Below are 19,248 nucleotides of genomic sequence, written 5' to 3' on the forward strand. Positions count from 1 at the left end.
TTGGGCACTTCGGGGCGATCGCGAAAGTAGGAAGGGCGCATCCTTCAGGCGGACTTGTCCAATTTGCGGTGCGCTGATCGTAAGCGTGGGCATGCCCAGAGGGGGGTGGGTCCACTTTGAGGGCGGCAAAGGCCTGACACGTATTAAGCACCCGTGTCTGCATCTCTGCGAAGGTCTGAGCAGGCGGCGCGACGAGGACACGCCGGACCTTTTTGAGGCGAGGCTGCAATTCTGAATTTTCTCTAGTGTAGCTTGCGGACAGTTGGCTCCAAACCCACATCTAGACTCTCTAAGCAAACCAAACACCACATGGAGGTTATTATGGCGGTGAATCGTAAAGGAACTTCAACCAAGGTTGCCTCGCTTGCAGCAGACACCCTCTTCAAACATGGCTCTTCACAGATCGCCCGCAAGCTTGCTGGTTCGGCGTTGTGTCAGTCCAATACCAATCGACAAACAGGTGCGAAAATGGAAGACCTCGCTTCAAAGGTACTTCGCAGCGATCGCTACTCTGAAAGGACAAAGGCACTTGCCGGTTCGGTGTTGTCCCAGTCAAACAAGAAGCGCTGATTGCAAACGGTAAAGCAACGGTTTCGAGCTCAAGCGCCACTGTCCAGTTTCTCCAAGCTAAGCCGTGTCTCTGGAAAATAGCGCTTAGGGCATATCATGAACAAACATAAATCATTTTGAGTTGAGCAGATGCGGGCATTCATTTCTTATTCTCACAACGACAAGGCTGCACTTGACCGGCTGCACGTCCACCTTAAGAACCTTACGAGGGAAGGGCGTATTGAGACCTGGTATGATCGCAATATCTTGGCCGGCAGTGAACTGGACGCCGAGATTGAACGGGAACTGGAGGCGTCCGACCTGTTCCTGCTCCTAGTAAGCCCCGACTTCATCGCATCCGACTACTGTGTCGAGCGTGAAATGAGGCGAGCGCTTGAACGCCACGCCGCCGGGACCGCCCGTGTGGTGCCGATCATCGTGGAGGAATGCGATTGGAAAGCGATGAGTGAGTTGCGGCAACTCAAGGCCGTGCCGACGGACGGCAAGGCGATCAGCGCATGGGCCAACCCGAACACCGCCTACCTAAACGTAGTGCAGGAGCTTCGGCGCATCATCGAATCTGAAAGTGTACCTGCGGCTGCGGTGAAGGTAGCCTATGAGCCGTCTGCCTTACGCCCCGCAATGGCACGCTACCGCGCAAAACGGCAGTTCGACCACATCGACAGGGATGACTTCCGCGATGCTGCTTTTGCCACCATAAAGGATTACTTCCAACGAGCGATCATCGAAATCGATTCAATCGAAGGATTGCGCGGTCGTTTCGTTGAAAGAAGCGCGACCTCCTTTGGGGCAATAATTGTCAACGGCGGACACCGAAATGGTACGGCCCACATCTCGGTACATTGTCGTAGCTCGCAAGTCGCTCTGGGCGACATTTACTACTCGTTTAGCGAAAATGCTGGCGACAATACGGCAAACGGCGGCTTCAACATTTCAGCCGATGATTACGAGCAGTTCCTGATCCAAACCATGAACATCTTCGGCAAGGCTGACGAGCGGCTGACGCCAGACCGAGCGGCTGAGGCACTCTGGAACGAGTTCATAGGCAACGCAGGTATCAGCTATGACTGAGCGTGTTCACTTCCGTTGCAACAATTGTGGACACCGCTTCGAAGTCGATGTGCTTGATGAGTACGAGCGTCGCGAGGCTCGCCGTGAAAACCGTCCGACCACTGCGGTGCATTGTCCCGAATGTCACCGAACCGATATTCGGCGGGGTTGGGATTGACCGCTATTAAGGAGGAACACGCATGCGAAGCACTTTGAACGCCAGATCAGCGATTCTCGCCGAGGTGCCGAAAGGTACCCTGTTTCTCCTCAAGAGATACGGTCATCAGCCGATCTTTGGCATTAAACTCTCCGAACCATTGGATCAGCCGAACGGCAAACCGACGGTTCTGCTTTTGAATCCTGATTTCGGGCGCGAGGGCGAAGCCGATTGGCATCGGGTTTTCCAATGGGAAGCAGATGAGCAATGTGTTTCCTTCGGAACCGACTGGATTATCCAGCCTGATTTCGCGGCAGTTTCGCTGTCTGAGATTAACGATCCGCAGGAAGAGGCATGTCTGACGATCGGACCGCAAGGCATTCATTTCCGTGCGGCACCTGGTGAAGGATTTCGAGCCACATATCGCCACTTTATCCATGTGGATACGCTGGAACTTGCGAAGGACCTCGGCAGTGCCGCCTTCCACCTCACAGGATACCGAATTTTCTTGAACCAAGGAGACTTGGACAATAGCCGCCCGCCGATTTATCAGCATGGCGTATAGGCGCTGACCGGCTTGCCTGCGAGGTTGCGCTACGATGATTGAGCGGTGTCCCAGACAACTTTCTGCCCGGCGCGCTGCGTGTTCCATGAACGACTACTTGATTGGGAATGCTGCGAAAGCAATGCCGCACATCAATGGTCAACATTCCACCCAATACACTTCGACGACCATGCATCATTGTAAAGCCACGTTGGACCTCAACTCCCCAACCGCTTTGCCCTTTCTGCTATCCTGACCACCTGTGCACTTGCCGTCGCCACAGCGCTCCGCACTGCAGCAGGCGTCTGCACCGCCCCGCGCCCGATTGCCTCACCCGTTGTGAGCGCGCCGATCCGAGCCCTGCCCTGAACGCCGGACGTATTGACCAACCCCCGCAGCAGTCCTGCAGACCCGTTGACGATGGCGGGTGCCGCGGCCACCATGAGGTTTCCTGATATCCCCCGCACGATCAGAGGCGTTGCAGCGACAAATCCCTTCGCCAGAAATACCATCACAAAGAATGGCACGAGCGAGCCAATGTTGGTCGCGGAATTCGGGTCGCCGATCTGGGCAAGGAGTGAGTTGGCCATGCCGACCACGGTCGAGAACATGGCTGCGATCACGATGGGGTAGAAGGCGTAGCTGATCGTCGTTGAGACCCACCTGTGGAAGAAATCCTTCGTCGCATCGAAAAGCGACAGCGCGATCATGATCGGTGCGAGGCCAAGCATGAGTGTCAGCATCATCTTGGCGAAGATCAGCACGATGCCTGTCATGAAACCGAGCAGACTAAGCATAACGAGGCCGATCCCACCGAGGATCGCGCCGGTCATCCAGTTCAGGTTGTTGCCGATCGCGTTCAGGTATGTGGCAAAGCGCTCGATCAAATTGTCGAACTCTCCGGCGAAGTGTGTGGCACCAGCCCCTGCCCCGCCCACTGAGGAAACCAGCGCTCCGGCTATATAGTCTAAGCCCCCAATAATTGCATTGGAGACCGCATTGAAGTTCGCCCAGTTGAAGGCGAAAAACCCGATCAGGGCGAGCTTCACAAGATACCAGAAGAAGTTTGCCCCATCCATGCTACGGAACTGGAAGGCCATGTTGATACAAACGCCGATCAGCGAAAGCGTGACCATCAGTAGGATGATCGCGCCGGTATTGCTCGCCACGGCGCCGAACTGGGACTCGGCTGCATCGGCAAGAAAGCTGTCAGCCGTTCCTACCATCCAGCTGACAACACCCATTACCAGTTGCCCTCGGCTTCACAAATGTCCTGGACAGCATGACGAAGATCATTCCGTTGCCGCCTAATTTCGCGTTGTGCTGCGGTGTGTTCCACGGCCGGCGCTTCGCGCAAGGCTTTGTTGAATTCTTCTTCCGCAGCTTCCCAAGCAGGGAAGCGAACGTCACAGCCGCAGTCTCCTGTTTCGTTAATCGACTGCCATGCCCGCAGTTCGTATAGATCCATCAAAGTCAGCGCCTTGTAGGCCTCGCGCGGGCTGATTTCGTCCATCCAAGTTGGTCGCGCCGGGCGGTCATTGCAAATCCGGTGTTGTTGCGGCGTCATGTTCACAGTGAGATCATTTGGGACCTGCGGTGATGTCTGGGCTGCCAGCGGCCCCGCGAAGGAGGAAAGCGCAAGTGCTGCGATATGTTTTCGCATGAGGGTATTCCTTTTCTATTCGGCGGCGACGGAGGCGTTCTTTTTGCCTCTGCCGTCGATACTGTCGAGGCTGAAATCCTTCGTTTGGCCCGGGAGAAAAAACTCGGTGATGCCGCGCGCGCCTTCATGACGTCCTGCCTGGATGATCACGTCGATCGAGCCCTCGATGTAATCGATCATGTCGGCATAGGTCATCGGCACATCGGTTTTCAGAGCGGCGATGGCGAGGCGGCGGACGGCCAGCTGCGGTGTCTCGGCATGTAGCGTCGTCAGTGAGCCGCCGTGCCCGGTGTTGATGGCCTCCAGGAAGGTCATGGCTTCGCGTCCCCGCACTTCGCCCAGCACGAGCCGGTCGGGCCGCATGCGCAGCGTGGAAGCCAATAGTACATCGGCACTCCGAGCATCCGCATCACGGTCGGCGATCAACGTCACGGCATTCGGCTGTTCGGGACGCAACTCGGACGCTTCTTCGATGGTGATGATCCGCTCCTCGGGTGGGATAAGTGAGAGGATCTTGCGCGCTGCGACCGTCTTGCCTGTCGAAGTGCCGCCCGAGACGATCATGTTGAGCTTGTTTTCGACGCAAAACCGCAGGGCGGCGTCGATGTCACCCGATGCCACCACATCGCGTAACGCGGCGTTCTTCTCTCGGCGAAGGCCTTCGAGGCTGCGTTCTTTACCATAGAGAAAGCCGAGTTTGATCGCCTCCAGCGGCAGGGAGGAGAAAAACCGCAGCGAGATCGAAAACCCGCCCTCAACTGCGGGAGGCTGAATGACCTGCGCCCGGATTGGACGATCGCGATAGAGGATCGAGACCGAGACGATGGGTTTCTTGGTGCTGAGCGTGGTCGAAGCGGCCGAGGCGATCTGGTTGCCAAGGTCCTTGATCTCGGTCTGGGTGAGCGGGGTGCCGAGCCCTCGCATGAAGTGGTCACTCTGGAACTCTCCCCAAACCTGCCCGTCTGGATTGATGCAGATCTCGATCGTGTCGTCACGCTGCACGGGCGCGCCGAGCCTGTCGAGCGAGGCTTCGAGATAGCTTGCCGCCATGTCAGAATATCTCCAGGTCGCGGTCAACCATGACCGTGATCCGCGTGCCCTGATCGACATGGATCACCGGACGGATCGCGAGATAATCCTGCATCACGCTTTGGGTGCTGTCGCGCAGGTCCGAACCGACATCGCTGGCGACATCGGCGGCAGCCTCGTCATCGATCTGGCCCGCTGCGGCAGCTGGCAGGGCACCTATCAATGAGATCAGGGCGGCAGAGCCGAAGCGCTGCGCAAAGCGGGTGTCGACAAAGCCGGTGGTGCCTGTGCGGCCAAGCTCGTCGCCGCCGAAAGCGCTGATCTCCACGGTCTGGTTGTCAGGCAGAATGATCCTGTCCCAGGCCACCATGACCCGCGATTGCGCAAGCGCCACGTCGGAGCGGTAGCGCCCGATCAGGCGCGCGCCGCGCGGGATCAGGACGCGCATTCCGTCGAAAGAATGGACATCTTCGGAGACGATGGCGCGAATTGCACCGGGCAGTGTGCTGTCGAGCGCGGTTTCGGTCACCGCCTGGATCATGGTGCCCTGAATAACCGTGTTCGTTGGGTTCACAATCACCTCAGCGCGCGTGACGGGCGCGGGCCGCGCACCGGCGCGCACAAACGCTTCATCGGCATTCAAGCGCGCAGCCTCAATCGTACTTTCGCGGTCTGTCCCTGCCCCCATTCCGGAAAACGCGATCATGGGCGACGCAATCCGTTCTGCTCGCGCCTCAGCCTCAGCGGCACGTCGGCGCTCAAGTTCAGCCAGCCGCAGTTCCTCTTCGTTGGGGCCGAGGTCCGTCGGCGCGGGCGGGGTCAGGCGCGCGACCTCAAGGTCCATGCGCAGTTGGTTAAGTTCACGGTCGCGTTCGGTCAACTGCCGCTCCAGCGTGCGCTGTGCCTCAGCGGAGCGCTCCTGCAGCGCCGAGATCTGAGCCGTGAGGTCTGCGATGGCCTGTTCAGCCCCGCTGTCCGATGTCTCAGTCGGGCGTGCCCGCATTTCTTCGAGTTCGGCCCGCAAAATTGCAAGGCTTTCCATCAACGCAAGTTCGGACTCTGTCGGACCGGTCTCCACCGGCGGCGCCGGTGCTGGCTGCGCTACAGGTGGGCGTCCCAGGTCCCCGAAGCCGGGCCCGGAGTTCTGGAACTCCTCGGGGGCCGCGGTCACCATTGGAGCATCCGGGGAAGGCTGCAGGGCAGCCCAGGCGAGACCACCAAAAGCCGCAAGACCGACAATCCCAAGGATTGCGGCGCCCGGTGATGGACGTTTACTCACCCGCGCGTTAGCTGTGGTGCCTTCAAGCGCTGCAAGCCGTGCGGCAAGATCTTCGGTATCCTGCGTCATGATGTGGCCTCGGTCCTTGCGTCCTGAACACAGACGACAGCTTCACCCAAGCGAAGAACCCATTGTCGGTTGACGCCCGAGACGCGGATCACGCCGTCACTCAAGGCCTGGCTATTCACCGCCCGCTCCCTGCCATTGGAATACCGGAAGATCGCCGGGACCGGCGCATTTCTCGCGAAGCGGAAATAGGTGAATGTGCCATCGTCCCAGATAGCTGTCGGCGTGAACTCTTCACGGGCGCTGACAGTGTAATTCGCATTGGGAGCCTCAGCCGCGACTGCCCGGGTGGGTTGTACGCGGCTTTCCGGATAGCGGAATTGCACCACATAATGTGGGGTCTCTCGCGCCTCGACGACGTGGAAGTAATAGGAACGGCGGTTGGTATAGACGGTGATGTTGGTGGCCACACCCGAGGCCGTAGGTTTGATCGCGAAAGCGCGCCCGCCGGGAACGCCGTCGAACTGGAAACCCACAGTATCACCGGCGATGATCGAACGAATGGTCTCACCTTCACCAAACTCGACGGTGGTCACGCGGGTCAGGGTCGTGACAAAGCGGTAAACCTGCCCTTCGGTCCAGGTCGCTACTCGGACGCGGTTGTCATGGGAGCCGGGGCGTGGCGTCGTCTCGGCCAAAGCCGAAGCACTCGTGAGCGCCAGAATACCGGCGGTCAAAAGGGTGGAGATTTTTGCACGGATCATTCGGAACGGTCCGATCGGATTGCATATTGGGTGACAGTGAAGCCGAACGGGTTTTGCCAGACATCGTCGATCGAGCGGGTCCGTTCGGGCTGGAACGCAAACATCAGCGTCGCTGTGAACGATCCGTCCTGCGCACCCTGCGGGCTGGTCAGGCGTTTCCTGAGACGCACCTGCGCCCGGTTCTCGCCGATCAGCGTGATCGAGGCGATTTCTACGGCCATTTCGGCTGATGCGCCGTACCGCGTCGGCGGATAGTTCTCCTGCCCGGACGTCCATATTGCGCGCATGCTCGTCTCGGCGGCACCGGATGACTGTGCCAGGACCCGGCGCACACGTAGATCATTGTCGAGTTGGTTGTATGTCTCGCGTTCATAAATATAGCGGTATATTTGTGCTTCTATCACGGCGGGGCGCTCTGCGAGGGACACAGTTTCGACCCTGGCGTTCGGGAGCGCCATGCCTGTTGCCGGATCATAGGGCACAACGACTGGGGGTGGTGCCTCGACCATCAGCGCAACAGCCGCGGCCGCGAGGCAGCCCACCGCGCCAAAGCCTGCGCCACCGAGACCGATCATCCTCCACAGTTGTTCACGGCGCAGGGCACCATAAACAAGCTCCTCCTCCACGAGCTCGCGTGTGTTCATCCCCATTGCTCCACTCATGGTCGAAGTTCCGGTAGGGTGAAGTCCATGTACCGTCGCTCTTCGGCAACGGTGGCGGCATCGACCACGCCTGCATTGCCCGCGCCGAGGGTCTGGATCGCTTCCAACTCCCACATGCGTGTCATGGCGATGGCGAGCTCTGCCGTAACGCGGGTATTGTGGTCCATGGAGGCTTTCAGATCCTCCATATCCGGGATCATCTCGACCAGACGTTCAACCCGCTCGAGAGATTGTTCAGCCTCGGCATGACTGTTCTGGGCAGCGGCGGACATGACAGCACCGGTAGTTGCACGCGTGGCGACGCCCTCCGCACCTGGATTGCCGCTGGTGGCAATCTCGCGCAGTGAGTCTTCGTCAAAACCGGCACTTGCCAGCGCCGCTTCCATCTGGGTGCGCATCGGGCCTGAATTAGGGCCGATGAGGCTGCTCCAGTCGCCCGCCTGGATACCCCGGATCAGACCGGGAATATCTTCAATATTCGCCTCAAGTAGGTTGTCCAAATCCCCACCCATGGCAAGGCCGAGGATGCTGCGCGGTCCGGTGAGGGAGGCATACATCTCGTTCAGCTGATCGAGCTGGCTCTGCAGCATGTCGAGCTGCTCGAGGGCATTGTCCAGGAGATCGGTCTGGAGCCCGAAATCCTGCAACATCTGCTGAAGCTGGCGGATTTCCTGGGCGATGTTCTGGGTGTCGACCGTGGGAACGCCTTGTGCGGCGACGGGTCCGGTGAGATTGAAGGCAAGCGCTGCGGCCGCCGCACTGGTGAAAATGGAACGGGTAAATTGCGCGATCACTGCAAATCCTCCTGATTGAAATTCATGTATTGCCGCTCAGCGGCTTGAGCGGCTGCCATGGCGAGTTGTTCCTCGCTCAAGGGCTGGGTGTGCGCGGCCTTGATCCGGGTCCGGATCGCGACCAGCCGGGCAAGCTCGGCCCGGGCATAGGTGTTGAGCGCGATCGCCTCGTGCAGGTCTTCGGTCTCGCCGATCCGGGTGATGATGCCTTGCACTCGCAGGGCCGCGGCCCGCACCGAGACCAGCGAGTAGTCGCCATAGACGCCCGCGCCATGGGCCGAGAGGCTGAAACTCGCATTGGCGAGAAGCAACGGGTCGATGGTGCCCAGGGCATCGATGCCGCCGACGGCGGCGAGGTAGCTGTTGTACTGCTGCGGGATCACCAAGACGTAGTGCTGGGTTTCCGCGAAGGGCGGCACGCCACCGTGGTTCTGCACGTTACCCGGACCCGCGTTATAGGCCGCGAGCGCGTGGATGATGTTGCCATCGAACATGTTCAGCATCTGCGCGAGGTATCGCGCGCCGCCGGTGACCTGCAGGTAGGGGTCGTCGTAATAGGCTGGGTAGATGCCGAGATCGCCTGCGGTTCCAGGCATGATCTGGGTGAGACCGAAGGCCCCAACGGGGGAGCGCGCCCCGATCTGGAAGCGGCTTTCCTGCCAGATCAGGGCTTGCAGGAGGCAGCGCCACTGAACGAGCGAGAGCCCTGCGCGGCTGACGCCCGGCAGATTATAGGTGTCGCGGGCCGCGCGGATGATCAGCTCCTCGATCCCTTCCCGGGCATCGCCGAACATCCGGGCCGCGGCCGGGTTGTTGTCCTCGGGTGCATAGAGGCTGGCGGCCGCGCTTTCGACGTCGCCCCCAGACCCCTGAACCACCCCCTGCCCCGCCTCGAGCCCGGCCACTGTGCCCGCGACATCGGCCGAGCCAAGCGACATGGCATCCATCAACCCCTCAAGCGAGGCGAGTTGCTGGCGTTCGATCTCGGCCAGTTCCTCCTCGCGGGTCAGACGGTCTTGCTGAAGCGCCAGATCCCGGTCGGTCTGCTCAAGGATCGCCTGCCGCTCGGCGAAGAGGCGCACATCGAAGGTCGGCACGCCTTGAGCGACCGCTGGCCCCGCATAGGGACCCGCCAGCGCAAGGCCGACCATCGAGAGTGGAAGCCAGGTCCGCATGCGCTCAGCCGTCCGCCCCCACCATCACGAAATCGCAAGCCGTGTCGCGGCGCGTGACCGCCGCCCCCATGGTGGAAATCGTCGTCGTAACGGTTGCCGCCTGCGCGGGGGCATCCCGGAAGCTGAAGCAGTTGGCTTGCGCGGGGGTATGCTGCGCGCAGGCCGTCAGGGTCAGGCCGAGGCCAAGCAGCACGGCGCTGCGGGTGATGGTGCGGGTCATGTCACTCTCCTGAAATCAGCCCAGAAATTTGGTCGCTCGCGGTAATCGGGGCCGACGAGGTCTTCGCCCTTTTCCATGCCACCGAGGATGGTCACGAGGGGGCCAAGGGCACTGAGATCGGCGTCGATCACCACCGCGCCCCGATCATCGCGCACAAGCGCCAGCCGCGAGGCGGAGCCGACGCCCAGAAGCACATCGAGTTCCTTGTCGCTGAGGCCGAGCATCGCGTAGTCGGCGGCCGAGGCGCGGATGTTGGGCAGGAGCACCTGGGTCGGCACGGCTTCCACGATGGTCTTGCCGGTGCGGGTGCGCTCGAGCTGGCTTGCGTATTGGGTCATCATCACGACGACGGCGTTCTGCTTGCGGGCCGTCACCAGCCAGTTGCTGAGCCGCTCCGCGAAATAGGCATTGTCGAGCGCCTTCCAGGCCTCATCGATCACGATGATTGTGGGCTTGCGGTCCTCGATCACCCGCTCAACCCGGCGGAACAGGTAGGAGAGGACGGCCATGCGTTCCCGCTCACTTTCGGAATCAAGGATGCCGGTCAGATCGAAGCCGGAGACATCGCCATCCAGGCTGAAGGTATCCTGAGTATTCGCCCCGAAAATCCAGCCGTAGCGACCCTCAGCAGTCCATTCCTGCATGCGCTCAAAGAGATCGCCTTCGTCATCGGTAGAGACGAGAAGCGAGGCGAAGTCCGACCAGTTCCTAAGGCCCGCATTCCCGGCACTGGCATTCTGGCGCACGACCTCTTGCAGCCGGTTGGTCTGCACCGGGGTCAGGGGCCGGTCGCGGCGCTCGAGAAGGCTTGCAAGCCAGTCGGCCAGCCAGGCCTGACCACGCGCGTCGATCTCGGTCTGGAGCGGATTAAGCCCCGTGGGCCGTCCGGCCCGCACGGTTGAATAGCTGCCGCCCAAGGCGCGGACGGCCATTTCCATACCTGCGCGGTAGTCAAAGACAAAGAGCCGCGCACCCGCACGCCGGGCCATGGTCATCAAGAAAGCAGCGAGCACGGATTTGCCCGAGCCGGGACGGCCCAAGATTAGCGTATGACCGCCCGTGGGTTCGCGATCCGGCGCACCCTGTTCGTGGAAGTTGAAACGGAAGCCGCTGCGTTCTGGCGTCGGGAAGAGCGTGATCGGCACGCCCCAGGGCAGTTCTGGTCCGGTCTTGCCGAGCGGGGTGCGGTGGAAAGTGGCGAGATCGGCGAAGTTGTGGTTGGTGATCGCGGCCTTGCGGCTCCGCGCCCCGGTGTTCCCGGGATGCTGCGCCATGAAATGCGCCCGCGTACTGAGCCCTTCCGAGATCAGATTGATGCCGGAGGTTGCAGAGATGTTGCGGATCTCTGCTGCGATGTCGTCGAGGGCGGCCTGGCTGCGGGCATAGACGGCGACCGTCATGTGGTGCTCTCCGAAGATCAGGCGCTTCGATTCCAGATCGTCTTGCGCCAATTCCAGTTCCTGCGCGAGGCTGACGGCCCCGTCATTGGCGGCCTGCATCAGCCGAAGTTGGCGCTTGATCCGGCCCGCCATGATGTTGGCGTTGATCGGCACGAAGGAATGCGTGACCACCATGTCGACGGGCAGGTTCAACTCGTCAAGCATCAGGCTGTCGGTCTTAGCGGGGTAGTTTTTCACCGCGAAGATCGCGCCCACCTTGTCGCCGACGGCGCCGTCGCTGAGCGCGATGGTCGTGCCGCGGAAGGTGACGCGGGTATTGGCCACATCCTCGGCAATCACGCCAAGTGCCGAGCGCGGGAAGAGCGGATGCTCTTCGCCCGTGTTGAGCGAGCCCAGAAAGCCCAGAAGTTCGCCAGTGCTGGCCGCCAGCAGGCGCGGCTTCATCTCATCAAAGGACGAGAGCAGAAACCCCACGACCTCATCGAGCTTCCTGAGCCGCCGTGTTGTGTCGGCCGCGAGCCGTGTGCGGGAGGCCCCGAGCCCAAATGGCAGACGACTGCCGGTCTCAGGGCGTTTCAGGACCGTGAGGGTCAGCGTCTTGTCGCGCAGACCCGACCGGCCAAGATGGGCGCGCCACTGCTGATCTACGACGGTCGCGAAGCTCTCGCCCGGGATGGGCGGCAATGTCACATCGACCGCCTTCGAGACCTTGTGCAGGTAGAAAGAAAACTCGGTTCCGACCTGTGCGACGATGCCCGCAAGGAGGACGCCAATCCGGTCGAGATAGGCGTCCTCGCTCGTTGTGCTGTTGACCCCCTCGAGCCGGATGCATTGCATAAGCTCGTTGCCGCGCGTCCGGATCGTCCGGTCGGTCACGAGGCTGACGTAGGGCAGCATGGACGATAGCCGCTTTTCGCCCTTGACCCATGTGGGCAGCGCCGTCAGCGGATCGAGCGCGCCTGCATCCTGGCCTGCAATTCCATCACGGGGCATAGCTATCGCCTCTGTGGAGCTTGCGGTTCTTTGTCGGCGGCGTTTCCTGCAACGTGGTCACCAGAACATCGAGGAAGTTCGGATCCCAGTCCGCGGCTTTCCAGAGCGCGGGCCAGGCCAGGCCCGCAAAGACGGCCACCACCCAGCTCTGCACCCAGAGGAACAGAAGCGTTGAGCCGAAGAGCCAGACCATGGCGTACATGATTGGCAAGCCCATCAGCTTGGGTGGCCTGAGAAGGCCGATGAAGACGCGGGACTGGTCAGCCATGGGTTTTACTCAGGTCGTCCAGATCGCGGCGACGATGGTGGGCGCTGCGGCGATGCCGGCGATTGCAACCACCACCCAGAGCGCTTGGCGGAAATCGAGGATGCCAAAGAGCCAGGAGAGGAACACGCCGATTAACGCCAGCGTGCCGATCACGATGCCCAAGGGACCCGTGATCGCATCGACGATGCCCTGCAGCAGCGTCTGCACAGGCGAGAGGTCGATGCTCTGTGCGAGTGCGGGCCCTGCCAGTACGATGAGAGCCATCGCGCCAAGCGCGACAACAGATGGTTTGGAATTCACGAAAGATCTCCTCTCAACCGCTGAAACACGGCTGTCACACGGGCCACATGCCCTTGGGTTTCGGTGTAGGGGGGAATGCCTCCGTGGCGGGTGACCGCTTCAGGGCCGGCATTGTAGGCCGCAAGCGCCAAGGCTCCGTCGCCGAACTGGTCGAGCATCATCAAAAGGTAGCGCGCTGATCCGTCGAGGTTCTGGGCGACATCGTGGGGATCGACGCCGAGATCGCTTGCAGTGCCCGGCATCAACTGTCCGAGGCCGATGGCGCCAACCGGGCTTCGTGCGATCGGGTTGTAGGCACTCTCGACTTCAATATTGGCGCGGTAGAGGAGCGCCCAGTCGGTGACGGAGAGGCCCGCACGACGCAGAGCGCCATGCCCGGCATACCGCAGGGCAGTGGTCTCGATCGCATCAAGGATTTCTGCGGAGGCGCGAACAGCACGCGGAGCCGGGATCGCCACCTCAGTGACTACTTCAGGGCCACGTGGTTCTGCGAAAAGAAAAAGGCGATCCGTCGCCTCTTGGGTCTCGGAGAAGGAGCGCAGGGTGCTTGCGTCATCAGAGACGGAATTCAGTCGGCCATCGGGACCAACAGAGAAAATGAAAGCGTCGGCACCCGCCCGTGTTTCAGCCGCCAAGGGCGCGGAACAAACGCCTGTACCCAAAACAACGACGAGCGCAAAGGCGCGGTTAGCTGTCCTTGACCGGGGTCGCTCCGTTTTGCGACCCTGATGTATGACCGGGAGCGGCGTGACGCTCACGACCACCTTCGTTGAGCGGAATGCTGACTGTCGTGCAGCCCATGTCGGCCAGGAAGCTGACAAGGCCAACGATGGTTTTGAAATCGCGCAGCTTGAGAACACTTCGGCTGGTAACGAGCATCTTGTCATCACGTCCATCAGACGCGACGGCGCGGATGACCCACGTACCGTACCAGCTGTTATGCCGCTTCTCGGCTTCTTCCTTGCAGACCACCTCGATGAGGTAGCCCTCGGTGAGCAGGCCGCGCAGTCCGTCTTCTGTAACCACATTGGGGGCTTCTTCTATCATGGCTTTCCCACGGGTCCTTTCTCTGCCTGAGGTGCAGCATCGGTCCCGTAGAGTTGAAACACCACGGGCGATACAATACAACATTAATGATAGCAAGACAATTAAAACGACTTGATGAACATCGCCTTGCTCCAATAACAGTGATAGCTGACAGATACGTGATCTTAAAGGCAGCAAAGGAGTTTTGCCCTGCACATTTCCTGTGCGCGCATTGCTACGTTATTGCTGCCGGTCTTGCTTGGAAGCGCGCCAGTACCTGCGTCTGCGGATTGCGTTCCGCCCGAGCGACCGTTTCTGCCCCAGTCCCAAGACGACATGCGAACCTACGCCGCACTGATCCGGGCGGATTTTGAAACCTACATCACTGATGTTCAGGAATATTTCCGTTGCGTCGATGAAGAGCGTGCTCGCGCCTTCGCGGAGGCTCGTGAAGTCAGTGAGGATTATGGCAGGTTCTTGGATGCCGTGGAGTGAACAAATGTTGTTTTGTGGGACCGAAGCAGTTATGTTTCCCCCATGCCCAGACTCTCGATCGATATCACCCCTGAAGAACATCAAAAACTCAAGGCTATCGCGGCCCTGAGCGGCCAAAGTATCAAGGACTATGTGTTGAACCGAACGCTTGGCGATGCACCGCCCTTGGACGGTATGAGCGAGGAGGCCGCCTTCGGTGCTCTGACGCAGTTCCTCGCGCCGCGTATCGAGGAGGCCCGTCGCGGCGAACTGTCCTCAAAGTCGATCCGTGACATCCGACGCGAAGCGCGCGCTCAGGCTGAGCGTTAAAACCCTCGGATGGCTGACTACGATCTGACGCGTGCAGCAGAGGGCGATCTGCGCGCCATCTGGACCTACACCTATCAAACTTGGGGCGCGGATCAGGCCGACAGGTATCTCGACCAGATCGATGCTTGCTGTGACAGGATCGCGTCAGACCGCACTCGGTCCCGACAGTTCGAACAACTGCCCGACAATGTCAGGATCCACCGCTGCGAACACCACTTCATCGTCTGGCTTGCCGATACACGGCCGATTGTTATCGCCGTTCTGCATGAACGTATGGACTTCATACGGCGGCTCAAGGACCGGCTTTGAACCGGACCGACCTCGAATTCCGTGGCTCAGACTTGCCCATCCCTGTCGGGAAACAGCCCGGGCATCCACCTCCCCGCGTACTTAGCAGGGAATGCCAACTTTAGCGGAGCCCGCGTTGATGCCGAGGACAATGCGCCCGCCTCAACGAGCGCAGATGTCACCCGCCGCGCGGTGCGGTCGCTGGTGCCAAGGATGGTCTCGACCTCCCCGCGCTCGATCTGCCCCTGATAGAGCACGGCCTTCAGCACTGTATTGGATTTCGGAGGTAGCGCTCCTGCGCGGATTTCTTCTTCCGCCCAGATCAGGATGCGGTCACGCAGTCGCCCCGGCCGCATGAGGCTCTCCATAAACTCCACCTGGTCTATGCAGGTGCGCAGGAAGAAGCCCGCGAACGCAGCAAGTGCGGCTTCGCTCAACGTGCCGCGTCCGTCGCGATCTCCACGACGGGGACCGTCACAGCTGGCCAGGTGCTCTTTGTAAGCCGCCTCTTGCCGCGCAAACCCGCGCGCTACCGACCAAAGGCCACGCGTATCGAGAGCCTTGCGCAGCATGGCATAGGACATCAGACGGGCAACTCTTCCGTTGCCATCCAGAAAAGGGTGCACCCAGAGAAGTCGGTGATGGGCACAAGCAGCAGCAAGGATCGGTTCGATACGGCCCGGTAGGCTGTAAGCCTTGTCCATTCGTTCGAGAAAGCGCGGCAAAGCACCTGGGCTGATGGCGACATGCCGTCCAACTTCGATATACCGGGTGCGAAACTCGCCAGGAACAACTGAGATCTGATCGCCTGTCTTCGGATTCTCAACAAAGAGAAGCTCAGGCGGCAAAAGTTCGCAAAAGCGGCGATGCAGCTCGATGATCGATGAAGGCGCGGTCGCGGGCTCCGACATTCCGCCTTCATCGACCCATTTCTGGACTGCGACATGCGCCTTGGCTTCGAGCTGAAGATTACGCCTCGATGGATCGGCGCTGTAGTCGTTCCGCATCGCTCGTTCGATGTCGATGGGATGAGTGTCATGTCCCTCGATGAGATTGCTGTAGTAGCAGTTTATCGCCCGCACCAGATCTGCCAAGGCATCCGAGACGGAAGCAGGCAATCCACTCCGGAACGCCGCAGACTTTTCAGCCAGCTCCAGCGCGAGATCGTTCAAACCCGCCCGAGCCGGAGAATTTTCCGAAACCATGAGAGGCTCGAACAGACCTACTGTCTCGCCATCATCGGAGATCGTCACTTGTCCTGCTTTCTGGCCACTTTTTTGGCCGTGATTAATCTCAATAAAAAACAAACGCTATCAAATGGTTGATCAGCTAGGAAGTGATAATTATTCCGCCAATTTGGCCGGTTCTCTGACCGCTAACGCTTCAGAAGGCTTTGTTACGGTCCAAGATGTGATGAATGGCTGCGCTGAAACTTGCACATCTCAATCAATCAAATCTCCTTGCTATCATTAATGTTGTTTCGTATCGCTGCACCATTATAGATGGAGTCGGCATCATGAAACACATGGTCCATAGCGTGGCAGCCGCCGCGGCAATCAGCATATCCTCTCTTGTGGGTTCGCCCGCCGCGGCCCAAGCCTATCAGGTCGACTGCGCGATCCTGCTATGTCTTTCTGGGGGATGGCCTGCATCCGCACCATGCGCGCACGCGCGGGCAGTGTTCATTCGCCGGATCACACCGTGGCCGATCGAACCGCCGTTGCAGATCTGGCGTTGCCCGATGGGGGCGTCTTTCAACGAGCCTGCACCGATGTCACCCATGGAGCGGCTCTATGACATTGCGTTCCGCGATCCGCTCTCGGTCCGTCAGAAAACGGCTCCCCTGCCTCTTGTTCATGTCCAAGCCGATGATCAAGCGGACATCGACATCTCGGGCGACGCCTTCGACTTCGTGAGGAGCATCCGCGTCTACCATATCCAATACCGCCAAAACGAAAACCGCGATGGCGACTGCAATCGAAGCGACTCGACGCGCTTGGGATCATACGGCCTTCAAGGTGACTATCGCTGGACAAGGTCCGGCGTGGCGCAGGTGCCGACCGCGTCTGAGCTAACCATCCCGAACGGATGCAGAAGCTATTTCTATCGGTCTGTCTTCGTGGACTGGCGTGATCACGCCGGGAACTACGGCTCCGAAGAAGTCCGCTACTGACCAACCAAGCGCCAGGTTTCCTGAGCGCTCCTCGCAAATCCCTGCACCGGAAGCCGTGCAATCAACCCAGAAAAGGAAACGACGCCAGACCGTGAAGCCTGACGCCGCGCTAGAAAAATCCGTGAACAAGAATTTTCTAGCGCACTGTCCGAACACCCGCAACCAGCAAAGTTGTTTTGCTGGCAAGAATGTTGTTGTCTCACGACATGGCGTCGGTTCTCTCAGGAGACCCCGACCATGGAACCCACAACCGGCTTGATACTACGACGCATTACGCAGACTGATCTTTCCGTATCCGCTCACAAGCTTGCCACTCTCATCCTTGACGGCATCGCCTGGAAGGAGGGCTACAACGGGTTGTCGCGCGGGACAGCCGCCTTCACCCTCTCAGTCTTGGCAAGCAAGATGGGCATCTCGCGCCAGTATCTGACGGTCCTTCTGAGCGAACTCGAAGCGTCGGATCTGGAGCTGGTGCGCCAGAAATCAAACGGCAAATTTGCCCCCTGGCTCTTCCGGTTTGCGGCCTTTGATGCAGAGGAGGATGCCCATGATCTCGTGTCAGGTGAGGGTGACACATCACTATCTAGAGATAATAATAACAAAACTATATTCTCAGGTCTAATTGAAATCACCGCGAACTCGAACGTTTTTCAGACATGTTGGGCAACCTTGATCAGGGCAGCGAAGACCGCCCTACCCTGCTGGAACGTCGACACGCAACTGATCTGGGATCGCTTCCTCGCGTTTAACCGGGCGCGAGGCAACGGCAGAGTTCCTGCAGGCTACTTGCTCGGCTTCATGCGTCGGTGGCGCACTGCACCGGCAACACCGCTTCGCTCGGAACCCACTCCAGCCCCGAAACGGGTAATTGATCCAAAAGAGCGTGAATTGCTCGATCAGATCCAAGCTGCGCCAAGCGCAAACCGTCAATTTCACGCATCGGACCTATGTCGGGTCATCGGGCACGCCGATTACGAAGCCAGGGTGATCGACGTGATCCGGCAGTTCGGGTGCCAGAGATTCTCTGCGATCTTGGCGGTGCATGGCAGGGCCGTTCTGGCGGGGGAGATCTCTAGATGAATCAATTTGTTTCAGCACGCGTGCCAAATGCCTGCTTCTTTTCCAGCGATACAAGGGACTTATTGCAGTTCAAACTTGCGCGTGCCGCATTAAGATGTAGCAATCGGCAATCCTAGTGCGATGGGGTTGGAGCGCTGCGAAAAGCAAATTTGAATGCTAGCAGCTATGCGTCGATTTGTGATCAGAACCGAGATCAAGAAAATCTATCCTTGAGGCTCTAGTTGCTAGAGGTCTTAGACGTCACGAGCAGCCATACTAGGTTTACCTCAGATCTTGCAATCAGTTGGAGACGCTCAATGCTAACAAGACGACATTTCATAGTGACTACTGCCACCCTTTTTTCAGCGCCTATGGCTGCACCAGTTTTTGCGGACACTTGGCCAACAAATGCTCAGAAAGCGGCTTGGGACTCCGAGATAACACCACCCAACTTTGATCTTGAGACATCTAATCCTTGGGGATTGCACCCTCGCTTTCTACCTCAACGAGTTGTAGCGAAAGACGGGCTGGTCCCTGGCGACATTCACGTAGATGCAGTGGCACGATATTTATATCACATTGAGGAAGGCGGCACAGCGATGCGCTACGGTGTCGCGATCGCGCGCGGCTCCCTTTACGAACCAGGTACATACTCCATCAAGCGGAAGGTAAGTTGGCCGCATTGGCAGCCGACGCAGAACATGATTGACCGCGACCCGGAGCTCTACGCCGATATCGCCGACGGCATGGAGCCCGGGCCTGAAAATGCACTTGGATCAAGAGCCCTCTATCTCTTTGTCGGCGAACGGGATACATATCTTCGCATCCACGGAACACCCTCCCCACGCTCAATCGGCGGGCGCGCAAGTTCGGGGTGCGTTCGAATGGTCATGGCGCATATCAACGAACTTTATCCGCGAGTTCAGGTCGGATCGACAGCCTTTCTGTACTCAGCTGAGGAGAGCGTAACCGCCCAGAGCTGAAGTTGAGGTTTGGGCGGGTGTTGAGGGAGTGCTCTTCGAGA

Annotated in this window: 24 protein-coding genes; 9 read left to right on the top strand and 15 right to left on the bottom strand. The window is 59.6% G+C overall.

All coding sequences use genetic code 11. The annotated features are described in order from the left end of the window. Positions 1–309 precede the first annotated feature (309 nt). From Q1A06_RS17160 to Q1A06_RS17170, 3 genes are all read left to right on the top strand, one after another. The gene (locus tag Q1A06_RS17160; protein ID WP_299566541.1) at positions 310–570 is read left to right on the top strand and encodes a hypothetical protein; all 261 of its coding nucleotides are present in this window, start codon (positions 310–312) and stop codon (positions 568–570) included. A 129-nt stretch (positions 571–699) separates the two neighbouring features. Then, a complete protein-coding gene (locus Q1A06_RS17165; protein WP_299566543.1) occupies positions 700–1,641 on the top strand; it encodes a toll/interleukin-1 receptor domain-containing protein in 942 nt (313 codons plus the stop codon). Positions 1,642–1,820: 179 nt separating this feature from the next. After that, positions 1,821–2,342 (top strand): hypothetical protein, encoded by a 522-nt coding sequence (locus tag Q1A06_RS17170; protein WP_299566545.1) that lies wholly within the window; start codon positions 1,821–1,823, stop codon positions 2,340–2,342. Between the two features lie 197 nt (positions 2,343–2,539). On the opposite strand, the gene Q1A06_RS17175 is transcribed toward Q1A06_RS17170, so the two are convergent. The 14 genes from Q1A06_RS17175 to Q1A06_RS17240 are packed head-to-tail and all read right to left on the bottom strand — an operon-like array spanning position 2,540 to position 13,921. Then, positions 2,540–3,565, bottom strand: coding sequence for a type IV secretion system protein (locus Q1A06_RS17175; RefSeq protein WP_299566547.1), 1,026 nt, complete (start codon positions 3,563–3,565; stop codon positions 2,540–2,542). Further along, positions 3,565–3,984 (bottom strand): hypothetical protein, encoded by a 420-nt coding sequence (locus Q1A06_RS17180; RefSeq protein ID WP_299566549.1) that lies wholly within the window; start codon positions 3,982–3,984, stop codon positions 3,565–3,567. Before Q1A06_RS17180 ends, Q1A06_RS17175 begins: the two co-directional genes overlap by 1 nt. Before the next feature lie 15 nt (positions 3,985–3,999). Further along, positions 4,000–5,034: an ATPase, T2SS/T4P/T4SS family gene (locus tag Q1A06_RS17185; RefSeq protein WP_299566551.1), complete on the bottom strand. Its 1,035-nt coding sequence runs from the start codon at positions 5,032–5,034 to the stop codon at positions 4,000–4,002. A gap of 1 nt (position 5,035) precedes the next feature. Continuing rightward, positions 5,036–6,361 (bottom strand): TrbI/VirB10 family protein, encoded by a 1,326-nt coding sequence (locus Q1A06_RS17190; protein ID WP_299566553.1) that lies wholly within the window; start codon positions 6,359–6,361, stop codon positions 5,036–5,038. Continuing rightward, a complete protein-coding gene (locus Q1A06_RS17195) occupies positions 6,358–7,062 on the bottom strand; it encodes a TrbG/VirB9 family P-type conjugative transfer protein (protein ID WP_299566555.1) in 705 nt (234 codons plus the stop codon). The genes Q1A06_RS17190 and Q1A06_RS17195 overlap by 4 nt, the downstream gene beginning before the upstream one ends. Then, positions 7,059–7,706, bottom strand: coding sequence for a type IV secretion system protein (locus Q1A06_RS17200; protein WP_299566557.1), 648 nt, complete (start codon positions 7,704–7,706; stop codon positions 7,059–7,061). Before Q1A06_RS17200 ends, Q1A06_RS17195 begins: the two co-directional genes overlap by 4 nt. Before the next feature lie 14 nt (positions 7,707–7,720). Next, a complete protein-coding gene (locus Q1A06_RS17205; RefSeq protein WP_299566559.1) occupies positions 7,721–8,518 on the bottom strand; it encodes a type IV secretion system protein in 798 nt (265 codons plus the stop codon). Next, complete coding sequence (locus Q1A06_RS17210; protein ID WP_299566561.1) at positions 8,515–9,693, bottom strand: lytic transglycosylase domain-containing protein; 1,179 nt, start codon at positions 9,691–9,693, stop codon at positions 8,515–8,517. The genes Q1A06_RS17205 and Q1A06_RS17210 overlap by 4 nt, the downstream gene beginning before the upstream one ends. Before the next feature lie 4 nt (positions 9,694–9,697). Next, positions 9,698–9,913: a hypothetical protein gene (locus Q1A06_RS17215; protein WP_299566563.1), complete on the bottom strand. Its 216-nt coding sequence runs from the start codon at positions 9,911–9,913 to the stop codon at positions 9,698–9,700. Then, positions 9,910–12,306, bottom strand: coding sequence for a type IV secretion system protein B4 (locus Q1A06_RS17220; protein WP_299566565.1), 2,397 nt, complete (start codon positions 12,304–12,306; stop codon positions 9,910–9,912). The genes Q1A06_RS17215 and Q1A06_RS17220 overlap by 4 nt, the downstream gene beginning before the upstream one ends. Then, positions 12,296–12,574, bottom strand: coding sequence for a VirB3 family type IV secretion system protein (locus tag Q1A06_RS17225; protein WP_299566567.1), 279 nt, complete (start codon positions 12,572–12,574; stop codon positions 12,296–12,298). Before Q1A06_RS17225 ends, Q1A06_RS17220 begins: the two co-directional genes overlap by 11 nt. 9 nt (positions 12,575–12,583) lie before the next feature. Continuing rightward, on the bottom strand, positions 12,584–12,874 hold the full coding sequence (locus Q1A06_RS17230) for a TrbC/VirB2 family protein (RefSeq protein WP_299566569.1): 291 nt from the start codon (positions 12,872–12,874) through the stop codon (positions 12,584–12,586). Further along, positions 12,871–13,608: a lytic transglycosylase domain-containing protein gene (locus tag Q1A06_RS17235; RefSeq protein WP_299566723.1), complete on the bottom strand. Its 738-nt coding sequence runs from the start codon at positions 13,606–13,608 to the stop codon at positions 12,871–12,873. Before Q1A06_RS17235 ends, Q1A06_RS17230 begins: the two co-directional genes overlap by 4 nt. Then, positions 13,562–13,921, bottom strand: coding sequence for a hypothetical protein (locus Q1A06_RS17240; RefSeq protein WP_299566571.1), 360 nt, complete (start codon positions 13,919–13,921; stop codon positions 13,562–13,564). The genes Q1A06_RS17235 and Q1A06_RS17240 overlap by 47 nt, the downstream gene beginning before the upstream one ends. Positions 13,922–14,215: 294 nt before the next feature. Between Q1A06_RS17240 and Q1A06_RS17245 the strand changes: the two genes are divergently transcribed. The 3 genes from Q1A06_RS17245 to Q1A06_RS17255 are packed head-to-tail and all read left to right on the top strand — an operon-like array spanning position 14,216 to position 15,013. Beyond that, complete coding sequence (locus tag Q1A06_RS17245; protein WP_299566725.1) at positions 14,216–14,395, top strand: hypothetical protein; 180 nt, start codon at positions 14,216–14,218, stop codon at positions 14,393–14,395. A gap of 42 nt (positions 14,396–14,437) precedes the next feature. Further along, on the top strand, positions 14,438–14,704 hold the full coding sequence (locus Q1A06_RS17250; protein ID WP_299566573.1) for an antitoxin: 267 nt from the start codon (positions 14,438–14,440) through the stop codon (positions 14,702–14,704). A gap of 9 nt (positions 14,705–14,713) precedes the next feature. After that, on the top strand, positions 14,714–15,013 hold the full coding sequence (locus Q1A06_RS17255; RefSeq protein ID WP_299566575.1) for a type II toxin-antitoxin system RelE/ParE family toxin: 300 nt from the start codon (positions 14,714–14,716) through the stop codon (positions 15,011–15,013). A gap of 26 nt (positions 15,014–15,039) precedes the next feature. On the opposite strand, the gene Q1A06_RS17260 is transcribed toward Q1A06_RS17255, so the two are convergent. Then, a complete protein-coding gene (locus tag Q1A06_RS17260) occupies positions 15,040–16,299 on the bottom strand; it encodes a Fic family protein (protein WP_299566577.1) in 1,260 nt (419 codons plus the stop codon). A gap of 110 nt (positions 16,300–16,409) precedes the next feature. On the opposite strand from Q1A06_RS17260, the gene Q1A06_RS17265 reads away from it, so the two are divergent. The 3 genes from Q1A06_RS17265 (at position 16,410) to Q1A06_RS17275 (ending at position 19,207) form a co-directional block, all read left to right on the top strand. Beyond that, entirely contained in the window at positions 16,410–17,165 is a 756-nt protein-coding gene (locus Q1A06_RS17265) for a hypothetical protein (RefSeq protein ID WP_366523541.1), read from the top strand. 237 nt (positions 17,166–17,402) lie between these two features. Continuing rightward, positions 17,403–18,245, top strand: a complete 843-nt coding sequence (locus Q1A06_RS17270) for a hypothetical protein (RefSeq protein WP_299566579.1) — start codon at positions 17,403–17,405, stop codon at positions 18,243–18,245. 296 nt (positions 18,246–18,541) lie between these two features. After that, a complete protein-coding gene (locus tag Q1A06_RS17275; protein WP_299566581.1) occupies positions 18,542–19,207 on the top strand; it encodes a L,D-transpeptidase in 666 nt (221 codons plus the stop codon). Positions 19,208–19,248: the final 41 nt, after the last annotated feature.

The sequence above is a fragment of the uncultured Sulfitobacter sp. genome (assembly GCF_947497275.1).
Classification (GTDB): Bacteria; Pseudomonadota; Alphaproteobacteria; order Rhodobacterales; family Rhodobacteraceae; genus Sulfitobacter.